Raw genomic sequence first — 21,156 nt, 5'->3', positions numbered from 1 at the left:
CATGTGAATCACGCTCGTTATTTTTATGACGTACGTCAAATAAAGCGGACGCACAAAATGATTTTGCCGAAAATGCATATACCTGCAGAACGCGGAGATTCCCTTCTCCGCCATAAGTAAATGCATTCAGCTGCTGGAGAGTTTCATCAGCACCAGGCCGGAAACGATCAATACCGCTGCGCCGATGCGCATCGGGTTGACCTGCTCGCCGAGGAACACAATGCCAACCACGAACGCGCCGACGGCGCCGATGCCGGTCCAGATCGTATAGGCGGTGCCCAGCGGCAGGCTGCGCATGGCCACCGCCAGCAGCCAGAAGCTGGCGATCATGCCGATGATCGTGACCACGGTGGGGGTGAGCTTGGTGAAGCCTTCGGACTGCTTCATGGACACGGCCCAGACGATTTCCAGCAGGCCGGCGAACAACAGATAGATCCAGGCCATGACGGCCCTCCTCTTGGTAGGGCCAGGCCGTCCTGGTCTTTGATTCCCGATGTGGGGGAGGTCGTTCCTCCTGGCCGGCATTCTAGCAACGGGGGCCGGCCCCGGCCGCCGTGGCCGGGAACGGGTTACAGGCGATTCAGTGCGTGAAGCTGGCGTCGATGCACCTGCCTGCGCTAGACTACGCGTCTGCCATCGGCCAGCCGATGCGCAGTCCGGCTGTGGTCTCTGGCGCATCGCGCGCTGCTTCCCCTGATCCGTGAACTGGCCGCCCACCGGGCGGCCAACGTCTCTATGGTGGCCCCGTCGGCCCCTCGCGACGCTAGGTCGAAAACCCCGCCAGGGCCGGAAGGCAGCAACGGTATCGATCGACGCGGGCGCCGAGGTCAGCCGGCGGGGCCACCGCCTTTTCGGGCCGTACCCCGCTCTGGTAGATGCCAACCTTGGTTGGCGCCCCTCGCCCCTCGCCCCTCGCTCTGGTAGCTGCCAACCTTGGTTGGCGCCCCTCGCCCCTCGCTCTGGTAGCTGCCAACCTTGGTTGGCGCTCTTCGCCGGGCATGGCCCGGCGCTACCCCGCCTCCGGCGTTCCCTGGTGGAACACCACCCGCCATCCCTGCGCATGCCATCGCCACAGCGAGCTGCGCAGCACCCAGCCCTGCGGCTGGCCATCAAGGTGATGGCGGCTGCGGTAACGCACCTGGGCCAGGTCCTGCGTCAGCAGCGAGACCGCGTACTGCTCCGATTCGATCTGCACCTGCGCGTGCTCCAGCGGAATCTCCGCCAACGCCGCTTCACGGCCGTAGCAACGGCCATAACTGCCGATTTCGTTGAAATCCTCGTCCAGCAGTGCGGCAAGGCGCTCACGGTCGGCACGCACCCGCGGCGCATGCAGCGCGCGCTCCAGCGCCTCCAGTCCGGCGGCCAGCACCGTATCGGCGGGCCTGCCGGTTCCGCTCACGGCGGATCCTGTGCCAGCACGTTCGGTGCGGTCGGGAAAGCCAGCGGCACGCACTGCCCCGGTTGCGCCACGCGGTGGCCGCGCGCGGCCAGCGCCGCACCGTCAGCCACGCTGGCGTAGTGGTAGAGCATCATCCGCGACTGCAGCTCGGCGCTGTACTCACGCTCCAGGTCGTCCACGCCGGTATGCGACGGGTTGCCGTGCAGGCCGCAGTCGTGGGCGATCAGTTCGTTGTCGTTGGCATAGCGTGCCAGCATCTCCGGAATCGGCCGGGTATCGCCGCTCCAGGTCAGCGCGCCCTGCAGGCGCAGGCCATAGGCGGTCTCCGGCCAGTGATGGCGCACCGGAAACACTTCCAGGCGCACGCCCTCATGCCAGAACGCCTCGCCCACCACGATCAGCTGGAAGGCATCCCAGAAGTTCGCACCGCCCTCGGCCAGCACGTTCGGGTAGTCGCCGATGCGCTTGTGCAGCAGCGGTACCACCGTGGCCGGCACGTACAGGCGCACCTTGCCGCGGCGGTGCGTGCTGAAGAAGGTATCCACGAACAGCCGCTCGAAACCGGCCACGTGATCCAGGTGCACATGGGTGACGAACAGGGCCTGCGGCATGTGCCCGTAGTGGGCCTTGAACGCGGTCAGGCCTTCGCCGCCACAGTCGATGGTCAGCCACGGACGCCCGTCCCGCTCGATCACCGACATCGGCGACCCCAGCTCGACCGCCGACGCGTTGCCGACGCCGAGGAAACGCAACGACCAGTCCATCAGGTGCCCCGGTTCCAGGCCATGTCATAGGCGCGGCGCAGGCGCGCGTAGTCCTTCTGCACGTCTTCCACGCTGCGCTCGCCGCGCAGCTTGATCAGCGAGCGCAGCAGGCGCTTGAGGTTGCGTTCGCGCCAGGCGGTGGCCGGAATGCGGATCACCCCGCGGTCGAAGTCGATCAGCCAGCCATGGCCGTTGCCATCGAACAGGATGTTGTGCGCGTTGAGGTCGGCATGGTCCAGGCCGGCACGGTGGAAGCGGGCGATCAGCCGCCCGGTCTCCTCCCAGGGCGCGCCCCGGCCGGCGACCAGCGCACGGTCGGCCAGCGAGCGTACGCCCTCGATCCGCTCCATCAGGATCGCGGCGCGGTAACGCAGGCCCTCGCGCATGTAGTACGCGGCGATCGGCCGGGGCACCGGCAGCTTCTTTTCGCGCAGGGCGCGCATCAGGCGGAATTCGGCAAAGCTCCGGGTCCGGTCCGACCCGCGCCAGAGGTACTGGTCATGGCTGATCTTCGCTGCCAGACCGCCGCGCAGGTAGTGGCGCAGCACGCTGGCGCCGAACGGCGCATCGATGAACCAGGCGCTGCCGCGACCGCCCTCGCCGACCGGCCGGGCCTTGCTGCCCCAGTGCTGGGGCGAGAACAGACCAACCTCGGCTTGCCGCAGCCGCTCGCGGTCGAACAGAATGGCCCCGATGCCGCGACCCTCGCGGCATGGCGTCAGCGCTTCATTGGCGTCGAATGCGACCATTTCATTGAGTCTAACAACACATGGCATCAGCGTCCTCCTCCTTGTGCCTCCTGCGCCTGTCCGCACTCGGCGATGTCACCCACGTGGTGCCCCTGGTGCGCACCCTGCAGGCTGCGCGTCCGGACACGCCGATCCACTGGATCATCGACAAGGTCGGCCACAAACTGCTTGACGGCCTGCCCGGCGTCACCTTCCACGCCTACGACAAGAAGAGCGGCATGGCAGGGGTCAAGGAGCTGCGCAAACAGCTGCCACCGGGGCGTTTTGAAGCGCTGCTGCAGATGCAGGTGGCGTTCCGTGCCAACCTGCTGTCGGCGCTCATTCCCGCCGAGCGCCGCATCGGCTACGACCGCAGCCGCTCCAAGGACCTGCACGGGCTCTTCATCAACGAGCGCATTCCCGACCGTCCCGGCATCCATGTGCTGGATGCCATCGGCAGCTTCTGCGAGCCGCTGGGTCTGCGCCAGACCGAGGTCAGCTGGGACCTGGCCGTACCGCCGTCCGCCTTTGAGTGGGCCGCCGCGCAATGGCAGGACGATGGCCGCCCTGTGCTGATGATCTCGCCCTGCTCCAGCCACGTGCGCCGCAACTGGTATGCAGACCGCTATGCAGCCGTGGCCAACCACGCCGCACAGCGCGGTTGGCAGGTGGTGCTGTGCGGTGGCCGCAGCGAACTGGAGCGCAGCATGGCCGATGCCATCCAGGCACAACTGCACACGCCGGCACTGGACCTGGTCGGCAAGGACACCTTGAAGCAGCTGCCTGCCCTGCTTGCCCGCGCCAACCTGGTGATGACCCCGGACTCGGGCCCGATGCACATCGCCAACGCGATGGGCGCCAAGGTGCTGGGCCTGCATGCGGCCAGCAACCCGAACCGCAGCGGCCCGTACTCGGACCGCCGCTACTGCGTGGACCGCTACGACGATGCCGCGCGCAAGTACCTGGCCAAGCAGGCCGCCGATCTGAAATGGGGCACCAAGATCGAGTTCGACGATGTGATGGAACTGATCACCGTTGAAGACGGCATCGCCGCATTCGAACGTTACGTGGCGGACCACCTCACCTGAGCGGATGGATCATCGATAGCGCCGGGCCACGCCCGGCGGGTCCACCTCACCCACGCTGCGCGTAATCCTGGTAGGACTTCTCTTCCACGTACGCCGAGCCCAGCGCCAGGTTGATCGCCTTCTTGATGCGCGCACGCTCATCGTTGCGCAGGTAGACGCTGCGCGCCAGGTCGACGAAGCCCTGGTCGAACGCCTGCGCCTTTTCCTTCAGGCGGATGTCGTCCTCGATGTCCCACAGCTGCTCGTTGACCGCCTTCAGCTCGGCACGCAGCTTGGCGATGTCCTTCACCGCCGCCGGGTGCGCCATCCAGGTCTGCTCCAGCGCCGACAGCTCCCTGCGCACGTTGGCCAGCTTGCCCTCGTCGCTGATGCGCTCGGACTTGATCTGCAGAATCGAGATCTTGTCCAGCAGCTCGCCGAAGGACACGGGGACGAGGATTTCAGCGCTCATGGGGGAAGGCTCCAGCAAGTGATGCACACATGGTAACCCGCGCGGTGCGAACGCTCCGCCCCTGCACCTGCATTTTCCCGCGAGAACGGCGACTGGGGGAGAAACCCCCGCACCTGCGTTAGCGGTCTGGAGAGGCGGCCTGCCGCCCTCCACGCCCGGCCAGTCCAACGGCCGAGCGCGCGCGACCCGCCCTGACCAGATGCAGCAAAAGAGGGCGGCAACCGCACTTCACTCCTTTCCGTGGAACTCCGCATGCATCGATATCCCGCCCTCCCCGCCCGTCGCGCCACCGTCCTCGGCAGTGCCCTTGTTGCAGCACTTCTCGGCATCGCTGCCGCGCCGCAGGCCCATGCCAGTGCCTTCCATGTGAATGGAGACACGCTCTACTACACCGGCAACGTGCTGGCGACCGATCCGCAGACGCTGGAGGCCTACATCCTGGCCGCGCAGGCCCGTGGTACGCCGCTGCGCCAGGTGGTGTTCCGCAACTCGCCGGGCGGGGCCGCCTCCGGTGGCGTGGGCATGGGCGCCATCATCCGCCAGCATGGGCTGGATACCGTACTGGACGGCGGCTGCTACTCGGCCTGCGCCGACGCCTTCGTTGCCGGCGTGAAGCGCAAGGTGACGCAGTTCGGCCTGCTGCCGGCGCACGGGAGCTACACGGAGACGGTGCTGGGCATCCATGGCGAATCCGGCCCGAACGGCCCTACCCCGTACCCGGGGCAGGACAAGTACATCAAGTACTACCGGGACATGTTCGGCCCGACCGACTTCGCGGTCATCGAAGCGCGCATCGTCCAGGCGCACTATGAACTGACCCAGCAGTCGGGCTTCCTGCGCTACTTCGACCCGAACGTGGCGGCCGTGGCCACGCGCTTCTGCCCGACCCGCGACCAGAGCGCGGCAGGCAACTGCACCGCGTATCCCGGTGTCACCTTCTACAGTGATCGCGTCGTTACCGAAGCCGGTTACGTCCAGCCTGGCGACGTGCTTTCCATCGACAAGGAAGTGAGCGGAGACCTCAATCCGAACCTGGCCGTGCGCGGGCGCTACACCAACGCGCTGGCCAACCTGCGCTACTTCCAGCAATCGGCCCCGGACATCCGGCTGGACGACGCCTTCGGTGTGATCCGCATCGGCAGGGGCGGTGTCTGGTCACTGGATACCGCCTCCGCCGCCCAGTATGTGGTGGCCGATGGCGGCACCCTGCGCCTGCAGCAGAATGGCTGGATCCACCACGCCGAAGCCATCGGCGCCCGCAATGGCGGGCGCATCGAGCTGCAGCAGGGCGCACTGCGCAGCCTGACCGTGGTCGAACGCGGCGGCGTGCTGACCGGACACGGTTCATTGAATGCCACGATCGACATCAACGAGGGCGGAACGCTCGCGCCCTCCGGCATCGTCATGCGCCCCTACTCGCTGGAAGCACTCGCGCCGGGTGGCGACGACGTGTTCACCAGCGAACGCTTCCGGATCGGCAAGGGGCGCTACATCAACCTCAAGGACGGCGCGAACCTGGCCTTCCAGGTCGACAGCCAGCGCACCGCACCGGCACTGACGCTGGAAGAAGCCCGCTACTTCCTGGTCGAAGAGGACCGGCGGTCCGGTGACTACAACCTGTACGGCAACATCAACCGCGCCGTGCTGAGCATTGCCCCCAGCGCCAGGCTGACGCTGGACGTCAAGCAGGCGTTCTTCCCGGCAGGCCAGCAGAACCATCTGGTCGGAACCCAGGTGGATTCCAGCGCCCTGCAGCTGCCCGTCGCCCCCTGCGGCCCGTCGAACGGTGAGTACGCCGGCTTGTGGTGCCGCACCGCTACGCCCGATACCCTGACCCGCGCAGCGCCGGTGTCGGACTTCATCGAAGGGCGCTTCCAGTACGTCGAGCGCAGTGGCGAGGCCGGCAGCGCGGTGGATCTCACCGCTCCCGGCGCGGTGTTCCGCCCTCGCCACAATTCACTGCTCAGCTTCACCGTCAACCAGACCGGCAGTGGCCTGTGGCTGACCGCCAATCCTTCCTTCGACGACACACGCTTGTTCGGCAATGCCGCGTCCGGCGACGGCCTGGGCATCGCACTGCAACAGGCGGCTGCGCAGCGCACTTCCTCGATGAGTGGACTGCTGGGCGCCCTGCAGTTCGCTGACCGCGATGACATCGCGCGCCAAGCGGGAGCACTGCGTGGCGACGGGCATGCCAGCCTGCGCCTGGCCGATTCCGCACTGGTCGGCAGCATCGGCAACGTCGTGCAGCAGCACCAGGCAGCATCGCGCAGCGGTGGCGATGCGGACGGCCTGGCTGCACAGGCCGCACAGACGGCCTCGGCACAATCTGCGATGACCGGCAATCGCCTGTTCAACCAGCTGGCGATGCACCTGGTCGCACCGGCGGATGCGGGCAGTGATGCGGGCGACGCCGGACGCAACCGCAGCTTCTGGGCGCGGGGCTTCGGCAGCCACGGCCGTATCGAGGGGGATGCCGGCGTCGCCGGCCTGAGCCATACCATCGGCGGCATCGCACTTGGTGCCGATACCCGCCTGGCAGACGACCGTGTGACACTGGGCGTGAGCCTTGCCGCGGCCGACATGTCGACCCGGTCCAGCGAAGGTGCAGGATTCAGCGGCGATGTCCGCGCGCTGGATATCGGCGGCTACGTGGACGCGCTCTATTCGCGCGGCTACCTGTCCGCCGCCGTCCGCTACACCGATCTTCGCCACGACACCCGTCGCAGCATCGAGGGTATCGAGGGCCTGCAGGCACCGCTGCGTGCGAAGTACAGCAACGACGCGATTTCCGCGCGCGTGGAGCATGCGTTCTCGTTCACCACCAGCAACGGCGTGGTGATCCAGCCGCTGCTGCCGGTGATCGACTACACGCGCACCTCGGCCACGCACTTCAACGAAGGCCGGGGCGCAGCCGCACTGGTCGGCCGCAGTGGCAGCCTGGAGAGCATCCGCGTGGGCGCTGGCCTGCAGTTGTTCAAGACCTTCGACGGCAACAACGGCGAGCGCATCACCCCGCGTGCCCGCGTGGTCTGGCAGAAGGAGCTTGGCGATACCCAGGCCCGCTACAGCAACGGCTTCGCCGCTGCCCCGGACCTGCTGTTCAGTGCCAGCAGCCAGACCGTCGGCGAACAGGTCCTCGCCTGGAACCTGGGCGTGACCAGCCGTGCCAGCAAGCGCCTGTCGGTGATGGTTGATTACGTGGGCGAGCGGCGCGACGGCCAGACCCAGAACGGCATACAGCTGGGGCTGGGCTACACGTTCTGAGCACACGCCATTCGCACAGGGCATGGATTCCCACCCTGTGCGAATGGCCTTCCCTCGCACGCTATGCGTGGATGTGCCCAGCGGCAACGTCTCGGGCGACGCGCGAAACGCGCGTTGCGTCCCGCGCCAGATAAAAAAAAAGGGCTGCCTTTCGGCAGCCCTTTTTTTTTATCTGGCGGAGAGGGGGGGGATTGTCGGGTGCATCCATGCACCCGACCCTTCCGCGCTACGCGCTCCAGGGCCAGCCTACGGCTGTCCGGTTCTGCTCCTGCAGAACCGTCGAACCCCGTCGGGGGTTCTCATCCCCCCGCATCAGAGGTGTCGATCACTACAACAACCGCCTGCATCTCCCGAACGTTGGCCAAGAAAAAAGCCGCCCAGTGGGCGGCTTTCTTCTTTATCTGGCGGAGAGGGGGGGATTCGAACCCCCGAGGCGCTATAAACGCCTGCCTGATTTCGAGTCAGGTACATTCAACCACTCTGCCACCTCTCCGGGTGGTCCCCGGCGGACCGGGGACGCGCATCATACGAGGAAGTGAGGCCGACGACAAGTGATTCCGGCCAACGAAGTGAAAATTTCCTGGGCGCATGCCTTGCCGGATGCCTGCGCCCACCCGATGATGCCTGTCTCCCCCGGCAATACTCCGCCCTGCCCACCATGATCGAATTCGGACACCTGACCCACCCCGGCATGCGCCGCGAGCTCAACGAGGACACCTACTACGGTGACAGCGAGCTGGCCCTGTGGCTGGTGGCCGACGGCATGGGCGGGCATGCGTGCGGCGAAGTGGCCAGCGCACTGGCACGCGAAACCATCGTGCGCGAGATCCGCCGCGGCGCACCGCTGGCACAGGCCATCCGCACCGCCGACGAAGAGATCATCCGCGCCTCGCGCCGGCGCAACGACACGTTGCCGATGGGCACCACCGTGGTGGCCGCGCGCGTGCAGGGCAACCGCTATGAAGTAGCCTGGGTCGGCGACAGCCGCGCTTACCTGTGGCGCGACGGCCAGCTGGCGCAGCTCAGCCAGGACCACAGCGTGGTGCAGGAACTGGTCGCACAGGGCAACCTGACCGCTGAGCAGGCCCGCGCGCATCCGCACCGCAACGTGGTTACCCAGGCACTGGGCGTGACGGATCCGGCACACCTGAACGTGGCCACGACCAGCGGCGAGCTGCGCCCCGGCATGCAGCTGCTGCTGTGCAGTGACGGTCTCACCGAGGAAGTGGATGACCGCGGCATCGCCCGCACCCTGGCATTCGAAGATGCCAGCGCGCAGGAATGCGTGGATACGCTGGTCGCCGCCGCACTCGACGGCGGTGGCCGTGACAACATCAGCGTGATCCTGGTGCGCTGCCACTGACCGGTAGATCCACGCCACGCGTGGATACGGCGCTGCCGGCCAGCGGCCGGCTCTACCTCATTCCAGGCATTACGCGCTGGCGGGCTCTTCCACCTTCGGGCCATCCCACAGTGCGTGGCCGGCCTTCTTGCGCAGTCGCTCCAGGCGCGCGGTGTGCGCTTCCAGTTCCGACGGCGTAGCCACCACGCGCGGACGCGGCAGCAGTTTGCTGGTATCGAAAGCCTGCAATGCCGCGCCGGCACCGCCGCCATCTTCATCGCCCAGACCGAAGCCGATCTCTTCCTGGCCCGAGGTCAGCGCGATGTAGACATCGCCCAGGATCTGCGCATCGAGCAGGCCACCGTGCAGCGCACGGTGCGAGTTGTCCACGCCCAGCCGCTTGCACAGCGCATCCAGCGAATTGCGCTGGCCCGGGAAGCGCTCGCGCGCCATCACCAGGGTATCGATCACCGTGCAGCGATCGGTGATCTTGCCGTACTGCGGCCCCAGCAGCGACAGCTCGTTGTCGAGGAAGCCCAGGTCGAACGCCGCGTTGTGGATGATCAGCTCGGCGCCATCGATGAAGGCCAGGAACTCATCGGCGATCTGCGCGAAGTCCGGCTTGTCATCGAGGAACTCCAGGGTCAGGCCGGTGACTTCCTGCGCGCCCTGTTCGAACTCGCAGTCCGGCTTGATGTACTGGTGATAGTTGTTGCCGGTCGGGCGGCGCTTGAACAGCTCCACGCAGCCGATTTCGACAATGCGGTTGCCCTTCTTCCACTCCAGGCCGGTGGTTTCGGTATCGAGGATGATCTGACGCATGGGATCAGTTTACCGGGCTGGCGTCGCGGATCTGGATCGCCGCGTTGCGCGCCAGGGTATCCACCCGCTCATTGTCCGGATCGCCGGAGTGGCCCTTCACCCACCGCCAGTCGATCTGATGCCGCAACGTGGCCGCCTGCAGGCGCTCCCACAGCTCGCGGTTCTTCACCGGGTCGCCACCGGCGGTCTTCCAGTTCTTGCGGATCCAGCCCGGCATCCACTGGGTCAGGCCCTGCCGCACGTACTGCGAGTCGGTGTAGAGCACGATGTTGCACGGCTCGGTCAGCGACTCCAGCCCGGAAATGGCCGCCATCAGCTCCATCCGGTTGTTGGTGGTGTGCGCCTCGCCACCACTCAGTTCGCGCTCGTGGCCCTTGTAGCGCAGCAGCGCGGCCCAGCCGCCGGGGCCGGGATTGCCGAGGCAGGATCCGTCGGTGTGGATTTCGATGGTTTTCAATACAGCTCCAGAATCAAGTAGCTACGGTGCCGTGCCAGCGCACCGGCAGCGGTTTCGGCCCGGGCAGGGCCAGCGTGCGTTTTTCCGCATGGAACAGGCAGGCCGCGCGCAATGGCGCCCAGCCCCCCGGGCGACGGCTGCCGGCACCGCGCCAGAGCGGGCCGAGGTAGCGCATATCGTCGCACTCCAGGCCATGGCGGCCGAGCAGCAGGCGGATCCGCTGCGGCGTACGCACCACCAGCCCATGCTGCCGCCAGTGAGTGCGGTACGGGCTGAACGGATTGAGGCTGCTCAGCCACAAATGCCCGCCCGGCATCAGTACGCGCTCGCACTCGTCGAGCAGCTGGTCGGCATCGCCTGTGGTGACATGCTGCAGCACGATCGCATTGACGCTCTCGTTGGCCAGGGGCAAGGGCAGCCCGCAGCGGGTATCGCCGTCATAGCCCGGCCCCTGCCGGTACAGGCGCAGACCGCGTCCGCCCAGCTGTGCATCGTCCAGCCAGGCCACACTTGGTGCGATCCACAGCCAGGGCTGCGCCGGCAGCACCGACAGCTGTGGCAGCAGCAATTGCCGCTCCAGCACGCGCAAGGACTCCGCCGGTTCACTGTCGAACCACGGGGTCTGGCTCGCTTGACGGGTGCTCTGCAGCGCGGGCATGGTCCAATTCTATGCGACTGACTGCCCTGCCCGCATTTGCGGATAACTACATCTGGACGCTGATCGACAACGATGGCGCCGCCGTGGTCGTCGACCCCGGTGATGCCGCGCCCGTGCTCGCGCTGGCCGATCAGGGCCTGCGCGTGGACACGATCCTGCTTACCCATCACCACGACGACCACATCGGTGGCGTGCCGGCATTGCAGGCACGTTTCCCCGGCGCGCGGGTCGTCGCGCCGGTCGAGGAACGCATTCCCACGGCGACCGAGCGGGTCGGCGAAGGTGAACGCGTTCAGGCACTGGGCCGGACGTTCCACGTACTATCCGTGCCCGGGCATACCCGCAGCCACATCGCGTTTCACACTGCTGAACATCTTTTCAGCGGAGATTCGTTGTTCAGCCTGGGCTGTGGACGCCTGTTCGAAGGTACGCCGTCCCAGCTGCTGGCGTCGATGCGCAAGCTGGGTGCCCTGCCCGCGCAACTGCTGCTTTGTTGCGCTCATGAGTACACCGTGTCAAATGCCGTCTTCGCGCGGCATGTCGACCCCGCCAACGCTGCCTTGTGGCAGCGCCAAGAGGAGGCTTTGGCCATGCGCCGCGATGACCGTTCCACCCTGCCGGTAACCCTGGCCAACGAATTCGACTGCAATCCCTTCCTGCGTGTGCACGCTGCACCGATCCGTGCGTCGGTATCGGCACACCTGGGCCGTGACGTCGTGGACGACGTCGACGTGATGGCCGGTCTCCGGCACTGGAAAGACGGCTTCCGCGCATGATGCGCCGAAGTCTGCCGCTGGCCCTGGGCCTTGCCCTGGGGCTGGCCGGAACCGCAGGCGCACAGTCGCTGGGCGCCGGCATCAGCCAGAACCTGACCGCTGCCGCGGCCCTGCCGCTGGATCCCTCGGCGCTGCCGGCCGCTTCGGTGCGCAACGGCCAGGAGATCTTCACCAGCTTCCGCGACGGCCTGGCCGAACCCAGCTGCGACGCAGAGGCCACCAGCCCGCGCTGGCAGAAGCAGTTCGCCCACGCCCCCTCGCGCCTGGCCAACCAGGATGACGATGCGCTGGTGCTGTTCGGCTATGTGGTCGAAGAGCTGCGCAAGGCGAACCTGCCCACCGAGTTCGCGCTGATTCCCTTCGTGGAAAGCGGCTACCGGCCCAATGCCCGCAACGGCAGCGGCCCGACCGGTCTGTGGCAGTTCATCGCCACCACCGCGCGCAACCACCGGGTGCCGATGGCCAACGGCTATGACGGCCGCCTGTCGGCAGTCGATTCGACCCAGGCCGCAGTGCGCTACCTGAAGACCCTGCACGGCATGTTCGGCGGCGACTGGCGCCTGGCCACCATGGCCTACAACGCCGGCGAGTACCGCGTGCTGCAGTCCATGCGCAAGGCCGGCATGAACGCGCAGAACGCCAAGCCGTCGGCGCTGCCTGGCCTGTCGCCGGTTACCCATGCCTACGTCGAGAAGCTGCATGCCCTGGCGTGCGTGCTGGAAGACGTGGAAGACCAGCCCGGCGTGATGGCCTCGCTGGACCGCACCGTGCCGGTACTGAAGGACCACACCCTGCCTGCGGGCACCAGCGTGCAGCAGTGGGCCGCACAGCGCGCCCTGGACCCTGCCAGGATCGCCCGCCTCAATCCGGCCCTGGCCTCCGGTGGCCGCCCCTCGGGCACCACCCGCGTGCTGGCACCTGTCTCGGCTGCAAATGCGACGGTGACGGAGACAGCGACCGCGCTGGTCGCCAGCGCCGCACCGGTGGCGGCCGCTGTACCCGCGCCGCAGGCCACCAGGACCGTCGCCGCGATCGCCGACCGTCCGCGCAGCCGCCGCCACACCGTGCGTGATGGCGAGTCGGCCTGGACCATCGCCCGCCGCTATGGCATGCCGGTGAAGGCCCTGCTGTCGCTGAACGGCCTGAGCGGCAGCAGCGTGCTGAAGCCTGGCGCGGTACTGCGCGTGGAAGACTGACGGACAGGCCAAGCGCCTCCCCACGTAGAGCCGAGCCCACGCTCGGCTTTTTTCTTGCCTGCGACTTGTCTGGATTCATGACAAGCCGAGCATGGGCTCGGCTCCACAGTTCAATTTCCAGCAACGCTCCAACAAAAAAGGCCCGGCATTGCCGGGCCTTTCTCGTCCTGCCCACCGCGAGGCTTACAGGTTCGCTTCGGTGGTCTGGATCACGAACTTCTTGCGCATCGCCTCGACGTAGGCCTTGGCCGCAGCCATGCCATCGATCTGGCTCAGCTGGTCCTTCAGCTGCTTCTGCTGCTCGGCGGTCACTTCCTTCACGTCGCCCGGGTTCACCTTGTTCACCGCGAACAGCAGCGCGTGGCCGTTGACGTCGACCTTGCCGTAGCTCGGCTTGCCATCCGCCGGCACCGGCGCGCTGAAGATCGCGCGGTTGATTTCCGGGGTCGGCACCGGCTGGCTGCGCGGCAGGCCCGGCATCGGGCTCAGCTGCAGCTTCTCGCTGGCCGCCAGCGACTGCAGGGTAGCGCCCGCCTTCAGCTTGGCCAGCACGGCATCGGCCGCCTTGTCGCTGGCCTGGCGCTGACGGTCGGCACGGATCGCGGCGATCACCTGCTCGCGGGCCTTGTCCAGCGGCATGGCCTGTTCCGGGGTGTGCGCGGCCACACGGATGACCACACTGTGGTTGGTCGCACCGCCCAGAGCGATCGGATCGCTGGCGGTCCCGTCCTGCACCAGCACGTCGGAGAACGCGGCACGCAGCACGGCCGGGTCAGCGGCGATGCCACTGGCGGTGGCACGGGTGATCGGGCCCAGGGTCTGCAGCGGCAGGTTCACTTCCTTGGCCGCAGCCGCCAGATCGCTCGGGCTCTTGTTGATGGCGTCGACCAGACGGCCGGCCAGTTCGTTGAAGCCGCGCTCGCCGTCGGCCTTCAGCTGCTCGGCGGCCAGCGTGTCACGCACTTCCTCGAACGACTTGCCCTGGCCACCACGGACCGCGGCAACCTTGATGATGTGATAGCCGAACTCGGTCTTGACCGGGCCGATCACGTCACCGGCCTTGGCAGCGAACAGTGCATCTTCGAACGGCTTGACCATCGCGCCGCGTTCGACCCAGCCCAGGTCACCGCCCTGGTCCTTCGAGCCCGGGTCTTCCGAGTTGGCCTTGGCCAGTGCAGCGAAGTCGGCGCCGGCGGCCTTGGCTTCGGCGGCAATCTTGTTCGCCTTGGCTTCGGCACCGTCGCCGGTGATCAGGATATGCGAGGCCTGGCGCTGCTCCGGCGTGGTGAACTTCGCCTTCTCGTCTTCATAGCGCTTGCGCAGGGTGGCTTCGTCGGCTGCGGTCGGTGCCGGCAGGTTCGCGCCATTGATCTCAACGTACTCGAGCGAGACACTCTCGGCCTGGCGGAAGTCCTTGCCATGGCTGTCGTACCACTGCTTGATCTGCGCATCGGTCACCGGCGCGGTGTCGGCCGGCACTTCCGGCAATGCGGCCAGTTCGACGTCGCGGGTCTCGCCCAGCAGCTTCAGCAGGCGCTCGGTCTCGGACTGGGTGACGAAGCCCGAGTTCTGCAGGCCCGACGGAATCACCGACTGCTGCAGGCTCTCACGCACCAGTTCCTGGAACTGGGTCGGGGTACGCGGCGGATTGCCACCGGCCAGCGCCAGGCGGTAGTTGTTCTCGTTGAACTTGCCGTTCGAATCGAGGAAGGCCGGGATGGTGGCGATGTACTCGCGCACCGCGCCATCGCCGATCACGACACCGGCCTGCTCGCCGACCAGGCGCACGACCTGCTCGTCGATCAGCTGATCGAGCACGGCCAGCTTGTTCTCAGTGCTCTCGAACGCGCGCGGGTCGAAATTCTCGCCCTGCTGCTGGCGCTCACGCATGCGCTCCTGCTCGAAGCGGGTGCGGAAATCCTGCGCGCTGATCTCATGGTGCTGCCACAGCATGCGCACCGGCCACCACGACGGTGCCGAACGCCACCAGGTCGGGGGCGCGGAAACCTTGGCCACGTTCTGTGCGCCAACGCCACCAAGGTAGCTGTTGTCGATCACGAACAGGAACGGAATCATCAGCAGCCCCAGGATCACGGTGACGATCCAGCCTGAGGTCTTGTCGCGGAGTTTCTGCAGCATGGTGAGGAATCACAAGGCCTGATTGGCGAGCCCGGCAGTGTAACCCGCTTCGCCGCAGGGACCAAAAGCAGCGCCCGCATGGCCTGCGCGCGCCTTCGCGGCAACACGCGGCGGGCAGATCCCCCCGCGCGTGCGATTGCACGCATGACACAAAGAAAAAGCCCCCGGCTTGCGCCGAGGGCTTTTAGAGTTGGCGGAGCGGACGGGACTCGAACCCGCGACCTCCGGCGTGACAGGCCAGCATTCTAACCAGCTGAACTACCGCTCCGCGCTGAAACTTTGCAGGCGCCCAGTATATCCGAAGACTCCCTGGAAACCCAGCCCGATGAACACTTTTTTCAAAGTTTTTTCACAGGGACTTAAGAATTCTGCAATGGCGGAGCGGACGGGACTCGAACCCGCGACCTCCGGCGTGACAGGCCAGCATTCTAACCAGCTGAACTACCGCTCCGTTCTTGCAAAAACCTTTTCGCCTTCTTCCCGAACCTTCCGGGGAGAAGACAAGGCCCCCGGCTTCAGGCCGGGGGCCTCGATGTAGTGGCGGAGCGGACGGGACTCGAACCCGCGACCTCCGGCGTGACAGGCCAGCATTCTAACCAGCTGAACTACCGCTCCGCGTTGTTACCTTTTTTGTTTTCAGCCGGCCTGGACCGGGGAGAAAACAAAGCCTCCAGCTTTTGGCCGGAGGCCTCGTTGAATGGCGGAGCGGACGGGACTCGAACCCGCGACCTCCGGCGTGACAGGCCAGCATTCTAACCAGCTGAACTACCGCTCCACACTCAAACTTTTACCGCGGTGCTGTGGTGGGTGCTGAGGGTTTCGAACCCCCGACCCTCTCCGTGTAAAGGAGACGCTCTACCGCTGAGCTAAGCACCCCAGCGAGCCGCTTAGTTTACAGCATCCTTCAGGGCCTTACCAGCCTTGAACGACGGATTCTTCGAAGCAGCGATCTTGATGGTGTCGCCGGTCTTCGGGTTGCGGCCGGTGCGTGCAGCACGGTCGCGGACCTGGAAGGTACCGAAGCCAACCAGGGTGACCGCATCGCCGTCCTTCAGCGCCTTGGTGACGGCAGCAACGACGGCATCGACAGCGCGGCTGGACTCGGCCTTGGTCAGGTCGGCAGCTTCAGCAACGGCATCGATCAATTCGGTCTTGTTCATTCTCTACAACTCCTTTGGCGGTGGGTTCCGCTTATTCGACAGGGAAGCAACCGCATGCCTTCTGCATGCGGCCGCCATGTGGAAACGGTTCGCCGATTCAGTCATCGCTGACAGCGATCACTCATTCGCGAGTGCTGCTTTTATACCAGTGGCCCTACCCCCACGCAAGCTGGAAAGCCAGCAACGACGCGGGTTTCGGGCCATTGGACAGCGCGCGTCAATGCTTGACGCGCGCGCTTCCACTCGGTTTGGCCTTGCTGCGCACCGTGACACGCTGCGCACTCTTGCGCGCCTTCTTCGGTGCCAACGGACGCTCCAGCGCCAGGTCCAGGACTTCTTCGATGTACTTCACCGGCACGATCTTCAGATCGCGGGTGACGTTGGCCGGAATGTCGGCCAGGTCCTTGCGGTTCTCTTCCGGGATGATCACCGTGCGGATGCCACCACGCAGTGCCGCCAGCAGCTTTTCCTTCAGGCCACCGATCGCGGTGACGCGACCACGCAGGGTGATCTCGCCGGTCATCGCCACGTCAGCACGCACCGGCACCTTGGTCAGCATCGACACCAGCGAGGTCACCATCGCCGCGCCGGCACTCGGGCCGTCCTTCGGCGTGGCACCATCGGGCACGTGCAGGTGCACGTCGTGCTTCTGCAGGAAGTCGCTGTCGATGCCAAAGCCCACGGCGCGCGAACGCACCACCGACAGCGCCGCCGACGCAGATTCCTTCATCACGTTGCCGAGCTGACCGGTCAGGATCAGCTGGCCCTTGCCCGGCACCAGCGTCGATTCGATCTGCAGAAGATCGCCGCCGACCTCGGTCCAGGCCAGGCCGGTGACCAGGCCGATCTCGTTCTCTTCCTCGGCACGGCCGAAGTCGAAGCGACGCACGCCCAGGTACTTGTCCAGGTTCTTGCTGGACACGCTCACCAGCGCCTTCTTCTTCGCACCCTTCTTCGCCTTCGCCGCCGGCTGCGGGCCGGCCAGCGCGATCTCCTTCACCACCTTGCGGCAGATCTTGGCGATCTCGCGTTCCAGGTTGCGCACGCCCGATTCGCGCGTGTAGTAACGCACGATGTCCTGGATGGCATCGCTGCCGATCTCCAGTTCTTCCGGCTGCAGGCCGTTGGCCTTGATCTGCTTCGGCACCAGGTAACGGGTGGCGATGTTGAGCTTCTCGTCCTCGGTGTAGCCGGGGATGCGGATCACTTCCATGCGGTCCAGCAGCGGGCCCGGAATGTTGAGCGAGTTCGAGGTCGCCACGAACATCACTTCGGACAGGTCCAGATCCACTTCCAGGTAGTGGTCGTTGAACGCGTTGTTCTGCTCCGGATCGAGCACTTCCAGCAGCGCCGAAGACGGATCGCCACGGAAGTCCATCGACATCTTGTCGATCTCGTCGAGCACGAACAGCGGGTTCTTGCTGCCGACCTTGTTGAGGTTCTGCACGATGCGGCCCGGCATCGAACCGACGTAGGTACGGCGGTGGCCACGGATCTCGGCCTCGTCGCGCACGCCGCCCAGCGACATGCGCACGAACTTGCGGTTGGTGGCCTTGGCGATGGACTGGCCCAGCGAGGTCTTGCCCACGCCCGGCGGCCCGACCAGGCACAGGATCGGGCCCTTCATCTGCTTCACGCGCGACTGCACCGCCAGGTATTCAAGGATGCGCTCCTTGACCTTCTCCAGGCCGTAGTGGTCGGCGTCGAGGGTGTCCTGCGCGGCCTTCAGGTCCTTGCGCACCTTGCTGCGCTTCTTCCACGGCACGCCCAGCAGCCACTCCAGGTAGTTGCGCACAACCGCCGCTTCGGCCGACATCGGCGACATCTGCTTGAGCTTGTTCAGTTCGTTGCGCGCCTTGGCTTCAACCGCCTTCGGCATACCGGCTTCGGCGATCTTGCGGGCCAGCTCTTCCAGCTCGCCCGGCGCGTCGTCCAGGTCACCCAGTTCCTTCTGGATGGCCTTCATCTGTTCGTTGAGGTAGTACTCGCGCTGGCTCTTCTCCATCTGCGACTTCACGCGGCCGCGGATGCGCTTTTCCATCTGCTGCACGTCGATCTCGCCGTCGACCAGGCCGACCAGCATCTCCAGGCGATCGCCGACGGCCAGCGTTTCCAGCAGGCGCTGCTTGTCGGCCAGGCGCACGCTGATGTGCGCGGCGATGGTGTCGGCCAGGCGCGCCGGCTCATCGATGCCCGACAGCGTCTGCAGCAGTTCCGGCGGCAGCTTGCGGTTGGTCTTGACGTACTGCTCGAACAGCGACATCAGCGAGCGGGCGATCGCCTCGACCTCGCGGGCCTCGCGTTCGTCGGTGGCGTCGATTTCCACCGCCTGCCCGTGCAGCGAGCCGTTGCGCTCGTCGACGTGGGTGACCTGCACGCGCGACAGGCCTTCGACCAGCACCTTGATGGTGCCGTCGGGCAGCTTCAGCAGCTGCAGCACCTGCGCCAGCGTACCGACCTGGTAGAGGTCGGCCGCATGCGGGTCATCGGTCTCGGCCGACTTCTGCGCCAGCAGCAGGATGCGCTTGTCCGATTCCATTGCCTGTTCGAGCGCGTGCATGGACTTGTCACGGCCGACGAACAGCGGGATGACCATGTGCGGGAACACCACTACGTCGCGCAGCGGCAGGACCGGCAGGTCGAGGGTTTCACTTGGGGAACGGGCCATGGGGGCTCCAGGGAAGGGGAAAACCGCCTCCGGGAGGGCATCTTCCGGAGACAAAAAAAGCCGATGGCCCCGTTATGGGGCCATCGGCTTTCAGATGCAAGGCATTCCTTGAAAATCCTTTCCAATCAACAACCTGGAAGGATCACTCGGCGCCTGCGGCCTTCTGTTCAGGGGCCGCCGGGGTCTGGTAGATCAGGTACGGCTCGGACTTGTGCTCGATCACCGACTCGTCCACCACCACCTTGCTGACGTTTTCCTGCGACGGCAGGTCGTACATGGTGTCCAGCAGGACCGATTCGACGATGGTGCGCAGGCCACGGGCACCGGTCTTGCGCTTGAGCGCCTTGCGGGCAATGGCCGACAACGCGTCCGGACGGAACTCCAGCTCGACGTTCTCCATCTCGAACAGCTTCTTGAACTGCTTGGTGATGGCGTTCTTCGGCTCGGTCAGGATCCTGATCAGGGCCGGCTCGTCCAGCTCCTCCAGGGTCGCCACCACCGGCAGGCGGCCGACGAACTCGGGGATCAGGCCGAACTTGATCAGGTCTTCCGGCTCGACTTCGGCCAGCACCTTGCCCACTTCCTGCTTGCGCTCGCTGCTCTTCACCTTGGCGCCGAAGCCGATGCTGCCGACGTCGGTGGAACGGGCCTGGATCACCTTGTCCAGCCCGGCGAACGCGCCGCCGCAGATGAACAGGATGTTCTTGGTGTCCACCTGCAGGAATTCCTGCTGCGGATGCTTGCGGCCGCCCTGCGGCGGAACGCTGGCCACGGTGCCTTCGATCAGCTTCAGCAGGGCCTGCTGCACGCCTTCACCGGACACATCGCGGGTGATCGACGGGTTCTCGCTCTTGCGCGAGATCTTGTCGATTTCATCGATGTAGACGATGCCCTGCTGCGCCTTCTCGACATCGTAGTCACACTTCTGCAGCAGCTTCTGGATGATGTTCTCCACGTCCTCGCCCACGTAACCGGCTTCGGTCAGCGTGGTGGCGTCGGCCATGGTGAACGGCACGTTGAGCAGGCGGGCCAGGGTCTCGGCCAGCAGGGTCTTGCCCGAACCGGTCGGGCCGACCAGCAGGATGTTCGACTTCGCCAGTTCGACGTCGTCGTTCTTCTGCCGGCTCTCGATGCGCTTGTAGTGGTTGTACACGGCCACGGCCAGGGTGCGCTTGGCGCGGTTCTGGCCGATCACGTACTGGTCGAGCACCTCGAGGATCTCGCGCGGCTTCGGCAGCGAACTGCGCGCCGACTGCGCCTTTTCCTCAAGCTCCTCGCGGATGATGTCGTTGCACAGCTCCACGCATTCATCACAGATGAACACGCTCGGACCCGCAATCAGCTTGCGCACTTCATGCTGGCTCTTGCCGCAGAAAGAGCAGTAGAGGATCTTGCCGGTGTCCGTGGAACGACCTTGGCGGTCTTCGCTCATGCTTCGCTTACCCAGTTACCCCACCCGCTGAACGGGGGTTCGATTCGAGAATAGCACAGGGCCGAGGGGACACCAGTCCCGCCCGACCCTGCAGGAACGGGGCCTCCATGGCCCCGTGAAGGCCGGTCAGCCGGCCTGGATCGACTCATCCGGACGACGCTCCAGGACCTGGTCGACCAGACCGTAGGCCTGCGCCTCGAAGGCGCTCTTGAAGTTGTCGCGCTCGGTGTCACGGGCGATCGTCTCCAGCGACTGGCCGGTGTGCTTGGCCAGCACCTCGTTCAGGCGCGAACGCAGGGTCAGGATCTCACGCGCGTGGATGTCGATGTCGGTCGCCTGGCCCTGGTAGCCGCCCAGCGGCTGGTGGATCATCACGCGCGAGTTCGGCAGCGCGTAGCGCTTGCCGGCTTCGCCCGCGGCCAGCAGCAGGGCGCCCATCGAGGCGGCCTGGCCGATGCAGGTGGTGCTCACATTCGGCTTGATGTACTGCATGGTGTCGTAGATCGCCATGCCGGCGGTGACCACGCCACCCGGCGAGTTGATGTAGATGTTGATGTCCTTTTCCGGGTTTTCCGATTCCAGGAACAGCAACTGCGCCACCACCACGTTGGCCATGTGATCGTCGATCGGGCCCACGAGGAAGATCAGGCGCTCCTTCAACAGGCGCGAATAGATGTCGTAGGCACGCTCGCCGCGGCTGGTCTGCTCGACCACCATCGGAACCAGGTTCAGGGCTTTGGTTCGGTTGTCCATTACGTGAGGTACCTATCTTGGGGGGCAACAACCCCGCGCCGGCAAAGGCGCGGGGC

18 protein-coding genes, 6 tRNA genes and 1 other RNA gene are annotated in these 21,156 nt (G+C 66.0%); 6 read left to right on the top strand and 19 right to left on the bottom strand.

Annotation, left to right across the window (positions count from 1 at the left end):
• Nucleotides 1-126: 126 nt before the first annotated feature.
• Complete coding sequence (locus EZ304_RS14045; RefSeq protein WP_099553816.1) at nucleotides 127-444, bottom strand: DMT family transporter; 318 nt, start codon at nucleotides 442-444, stop codon at nucleotides 127-129.
• 300 nt (nucleotides 445-744) lie between these two features.
• Here EZ304_RS14045 and ffs point away from each other — a divergent pair.
• Nucleotides 745-841: signal recognition particle sRNA small type (ffs, locus tag EZ304_RS14040), an RNA gene on the top strand.
• 168 nt (nucleotides 842-1,009) lie between these two features.
• On the opposite strand, the gene EZ304_RS14035 is transcribed toward ffs, so the two are convergent.
• From EZ304_RS14035 to EZ304_RS14025, 3 genes are read right to left on the bottom strand one after another with little or no spacing between them, the layout of a single operon-like run.
• A complete protein-coding gene (locus EZ304_RS14035; RefSeq protein WP_142807350.1) occupies nucleotides 1,010-1,399 on the bottom strand; it encodes a DUF4440 domain-containing protein in 390 nt (129 codons plus the stop codon).
• A complete protein-coding gene (locus tag EZ304_RS14030; protein ID WP_099553812.1) occupies nucleotides 1,396-2,163 on the bottom strand; it encodes an MBL fold metallo-hydrolase in 768 nt (255 codons plus the stop codon). The genes EZ304_RS14035 and EZ304_RS14030 overlap by 4 nt, the downstream gene beginning before the upstream one ends.
• Nucleotides 2,163-2,912, bottom strand: coding sequence for a 3-deoxy-D-manno-octulosonic acid kinase (locus tag EZ304_RS14025; RefSeq protein ID WP_012479275.1), 750 nt, complete (start codon nucleotides 2,910-2,912; stop codon nucleotides 2,163-2,165). Before EZ304_RS14025 ends, EZ304_RS14030 begins: the two co-directional genes overlap by 1 nt.
• Before the next feature lie 20 nt (nucleotides 2,913-2,932).
• Between EZ304_RS14025 and EZ304_RS14020 the strand changes: the two genes are divergently transcribed.
• Complete coding sequence (locus EZ304_RS14020) at nucleotides 2,933-3,979, top strand: glycosyltransferase family 9 protein (RefSeq protein ID WP_142807349.1); 1,047 nt, start codon at nucleotides 2,933-2,935, stop codon at nucleotides 3,977-3,979.
• Between the two features lie 46 nt (nucleotides 3,980-4,025).
• Here EZ304_RS14020 and EZ304_RS14015 read toward each other — a convergent pair whose 3' ends face one another.
• Nucleotides 4,026-4,430, bottom strand: a complete 405-nt coding sequence (locus EZ304_RS14015; RefSeq protein WP_049430220.1) for a DUF6165 family protein — start codon at nucleotides 4,428-4,430, stop codon at nucleotides 4,026-4,028.
• 252 nt (nucleotides 4,431-4,682) lie between these two features.
• Here EZ304_RS14015 and EZ304_RS14010 point away from each other — a divergent pair, with 252 nt between their 5' ends.
• On the top strand, nucleotides 4,683-7,697 hold the full coding sequence (locus EZ304_RS14010) for an autotransporter outer membrane beta-barrel domain-containing protein (protein WP_142807348.1): 3,015 nt from the start codon (nucleotides 4,683-4,685) through the stop codon (nucleotides 7,695-7,697).
• Nucleotides 7,698-8,099: 402 nt separating this feature from the next.
• On the opposite strand, the gene EZ304_RS14005 is transcribed toward EZ304_RS14010, so the two are convergent.
• Nucleotides 8,100-8,190, bottom strand: a tRNA-Ser gene (locus EZ304_RS14005).
• 165 nt (nucleotides 8,191-8,355) lie between these two features.
• Between EZ304_RS14005 and EZ304_RS14000 the strand changes: the two genes are divergently transcribed.
• Nucleotides 8,356-9,060 carry a PP2C family protein-serine/threonine phosphatase gene (locus EZ304_RS14000; RefSeq protein WP_005408277.1) on the top strand — a complete coding sequence of 235 codons (705 nt, stop codon included), beginning with the start codon at nucleotides 8,356-8,358 and terminating at the stop codon, nucleotides 9,058-9,060.
• Nucleotides 9,061-9,129: 69 nt separating this feature from the next.
• Here the strand turns inward: EZ304_RS14000 and dnaQ are convergent, their stop codons facing one another.
• Genes dnaQ through EZ304_RS13985 form a run of 3 tightly spaced genes read right to left on the bottom strand, consistent with a single transcriptional unit; the run spans nucleotide 9,130 to nucleotide 10,976 of the window.
• A complete protein-coding gene (gene dnaQ, locus EZ304_RS13995) occupies nucleotides 9,130-9,861 on the bottom strand; it encodes a DNA polymerase III subunit epsilon (protein WP_099551252.1) in 732 nt (243 codons plus the stop codon).
• A 4-nt stretch (nucleotides 9,862-9,865) separates the two neighbouring features.
• On the bottom strand, nucleotides 9,866-10,318 hold the full coding sequence (gene rnhA / locus EZ304_RS13990; protein WP_032129326.1) for a ribonuclease HI: 453 nt from the start codon (nucleotides 10,316-10,318) through the stop codon (nucleotides 9,866-9,868).
• A 13-nt stretch (nucleotides 10,319-10,331) separates the two neighbouring features.
• On the bottom strand, nucleotides 10,332-10,976 hold the full coding sequence (locus EZ304_RS13985) for a hypothetical protein (protein ID WP_142807347.1): 645 nt from the start codon (nucleotides 10,974-10,976) through the stop codon (nucleotides 10,332-10,334).
• A gap of 11 nt (nucleotides 10,977-10,987) precedes the next feature.
• Here EZ304_RS13985 and gloB point away from each other — a divergent pair, with 11 nt between their 5' ends.
• Both gloB and EZ304_RS13975 read left to right on the top strand, forming a co-directional pair.
• On the top strand, nucleotides 10,988-11,752 hold the full coding sequence (gene gloB, locus EZ304_RS13980) for a hydroxyacylglutathione hydrolase (protein WP_099551254.1): 765 nt from the start codon (nucleotides 10,988-10,990) through the stop codon (nucleotides 11,750-11,752).
• Entirely contained in the window at nucleotides 11,749-12,948 is a 1,200-nt protein-coding gene (locus EZ304_RS13975) for a lytic transglycosylase domain-containing protein (RefSeq protein WP_099551255.1), read from the top strand. The genes gloB and EZ304_RS13975 overlap by 4 nt, the downstream gene beginning before the upstream one ends.
• Nucleotides 12,949-13,131: 183 nt before the next feature.
• Here the strand turns inward: EZ304_RS13975 and EZ304_RS13970 are convergent, their stop codons facing one another.
• The 10 genes from EZ304_RS13970 to clpP form a co-directional block, all read right to left on the bottom strand.
• Nucleotides 13,132-15,087: a peptidyl-prolyl cis-trans isomerase gene (locus EZ304_RS13970; protein WP_142807346.1), complete on the bottom strand. Its 1,956-nt coding sequence runs from the start codon at nucleotides 15,085-15,087 to the stop codon at nucleotides 13,132-13,134.
• Nucleotides 15,088-15,278: 191 nt separating this feature from the next.
• A tRNA-Asp gene (locus tag EZ304_RS13965) sits at nucleotides 15,279-15,355 on the bottom strand.
• A gap of 106 nt (nucleotides 15,356-15,461) precedes the next feature.
• Nucleotides 15,462-15,538: transfer RNA gene (locus EZ304_RS13960), tRNA-Asp, on the bottom strand.
• Between the two features lie 87 nt (nucleotides 15,539-15,625).
• Nucleotides 15,626-15,702: transfer RNA gene (locus tag EZ304_RS13955), tRNA-Asp, on the bottom strand.
• An 83-nt stretch (nucleotides 15,703-15,785) separates the two neighbouring features.
• Nucleotides 15,786-15,862, bottom strand: a tRNA-Asp gene (locus EZ304_RS13950).
• A gap of 26 nt (nucleotides 15,863-15,888) precedes the next feature.
• A tRNA-Val gene (locus EZ304_RS13945) sits at nucleotides 15,889-15,963 on the bottom strand.
• Nucleotides 15,964-15,974: 11 nt separating this feature from the next.
• Entirely contained in the window at nucleotides 15,975-16,247 is a 273-nt protein-coding gene (locus EZ304_RS13940) for an HU family DNA-binding protein (protein WP_004146343.1), read from the bottom strand.
• A gap of 217 nt (nucleotides 16,248-16,464) precedes the next feature.
• Entirely contained in the window at nucleotides 16,465-18,915 is a 2,451-nt protein-coding gene (gene lon, locus EZ304_RS13935; protein WP_099485204.1) for an endopeptidase La, read from the bottom strand.
• A gap of 142 nt (nucleotides 18,916-19,057) precedes the next feature.
• A complete protein-coding gene (gene clpX, locus EZ304_RS13930) occupies nucleotides 19,058-20,347 on the bottom strand; it encodes an ATP-dependent Clp protease ATP-binding subunit ClpX (protein ID WP_032129320.1) in 1,290 nt (429 codons plus the stop codon).
• Nucleotides 20,348-20,473: 126 nt separating this feature from the next.
• Complete coding sequence (gene clpP / locus EZ304_RS13925; RefSeq protein ID WP_004146318.1) at nucleotides 20,474-21,100, bottom strand: ATP-dependent Clp endopeptidase proteolytic subunit ClpP; 627 nt, start codon at nucleotides 21,098-21,100, stop codon at nucleotides 20,474-20,476.
• Nucleotides 21,101-21,156 lie beyond the last annotated feature (56 nt).

The sequence above is a fragment of the Stenotrophomonas maltophilia genome, assembly GCF_006974125.1.
GTDB classification, from domain to species: domain Bacteria; phylum Pseudomonadota; class Gammaproteobacteria; order Xanthomonadales; family Xanthomonadaceae; genus Stenotrophomonas; species Stenotrophomonas maltophilia_O.
Note: the sequence above shows the minus strand (reverse complement) of the source record. Positions and strands in the feature narration are given on the sequence as shown.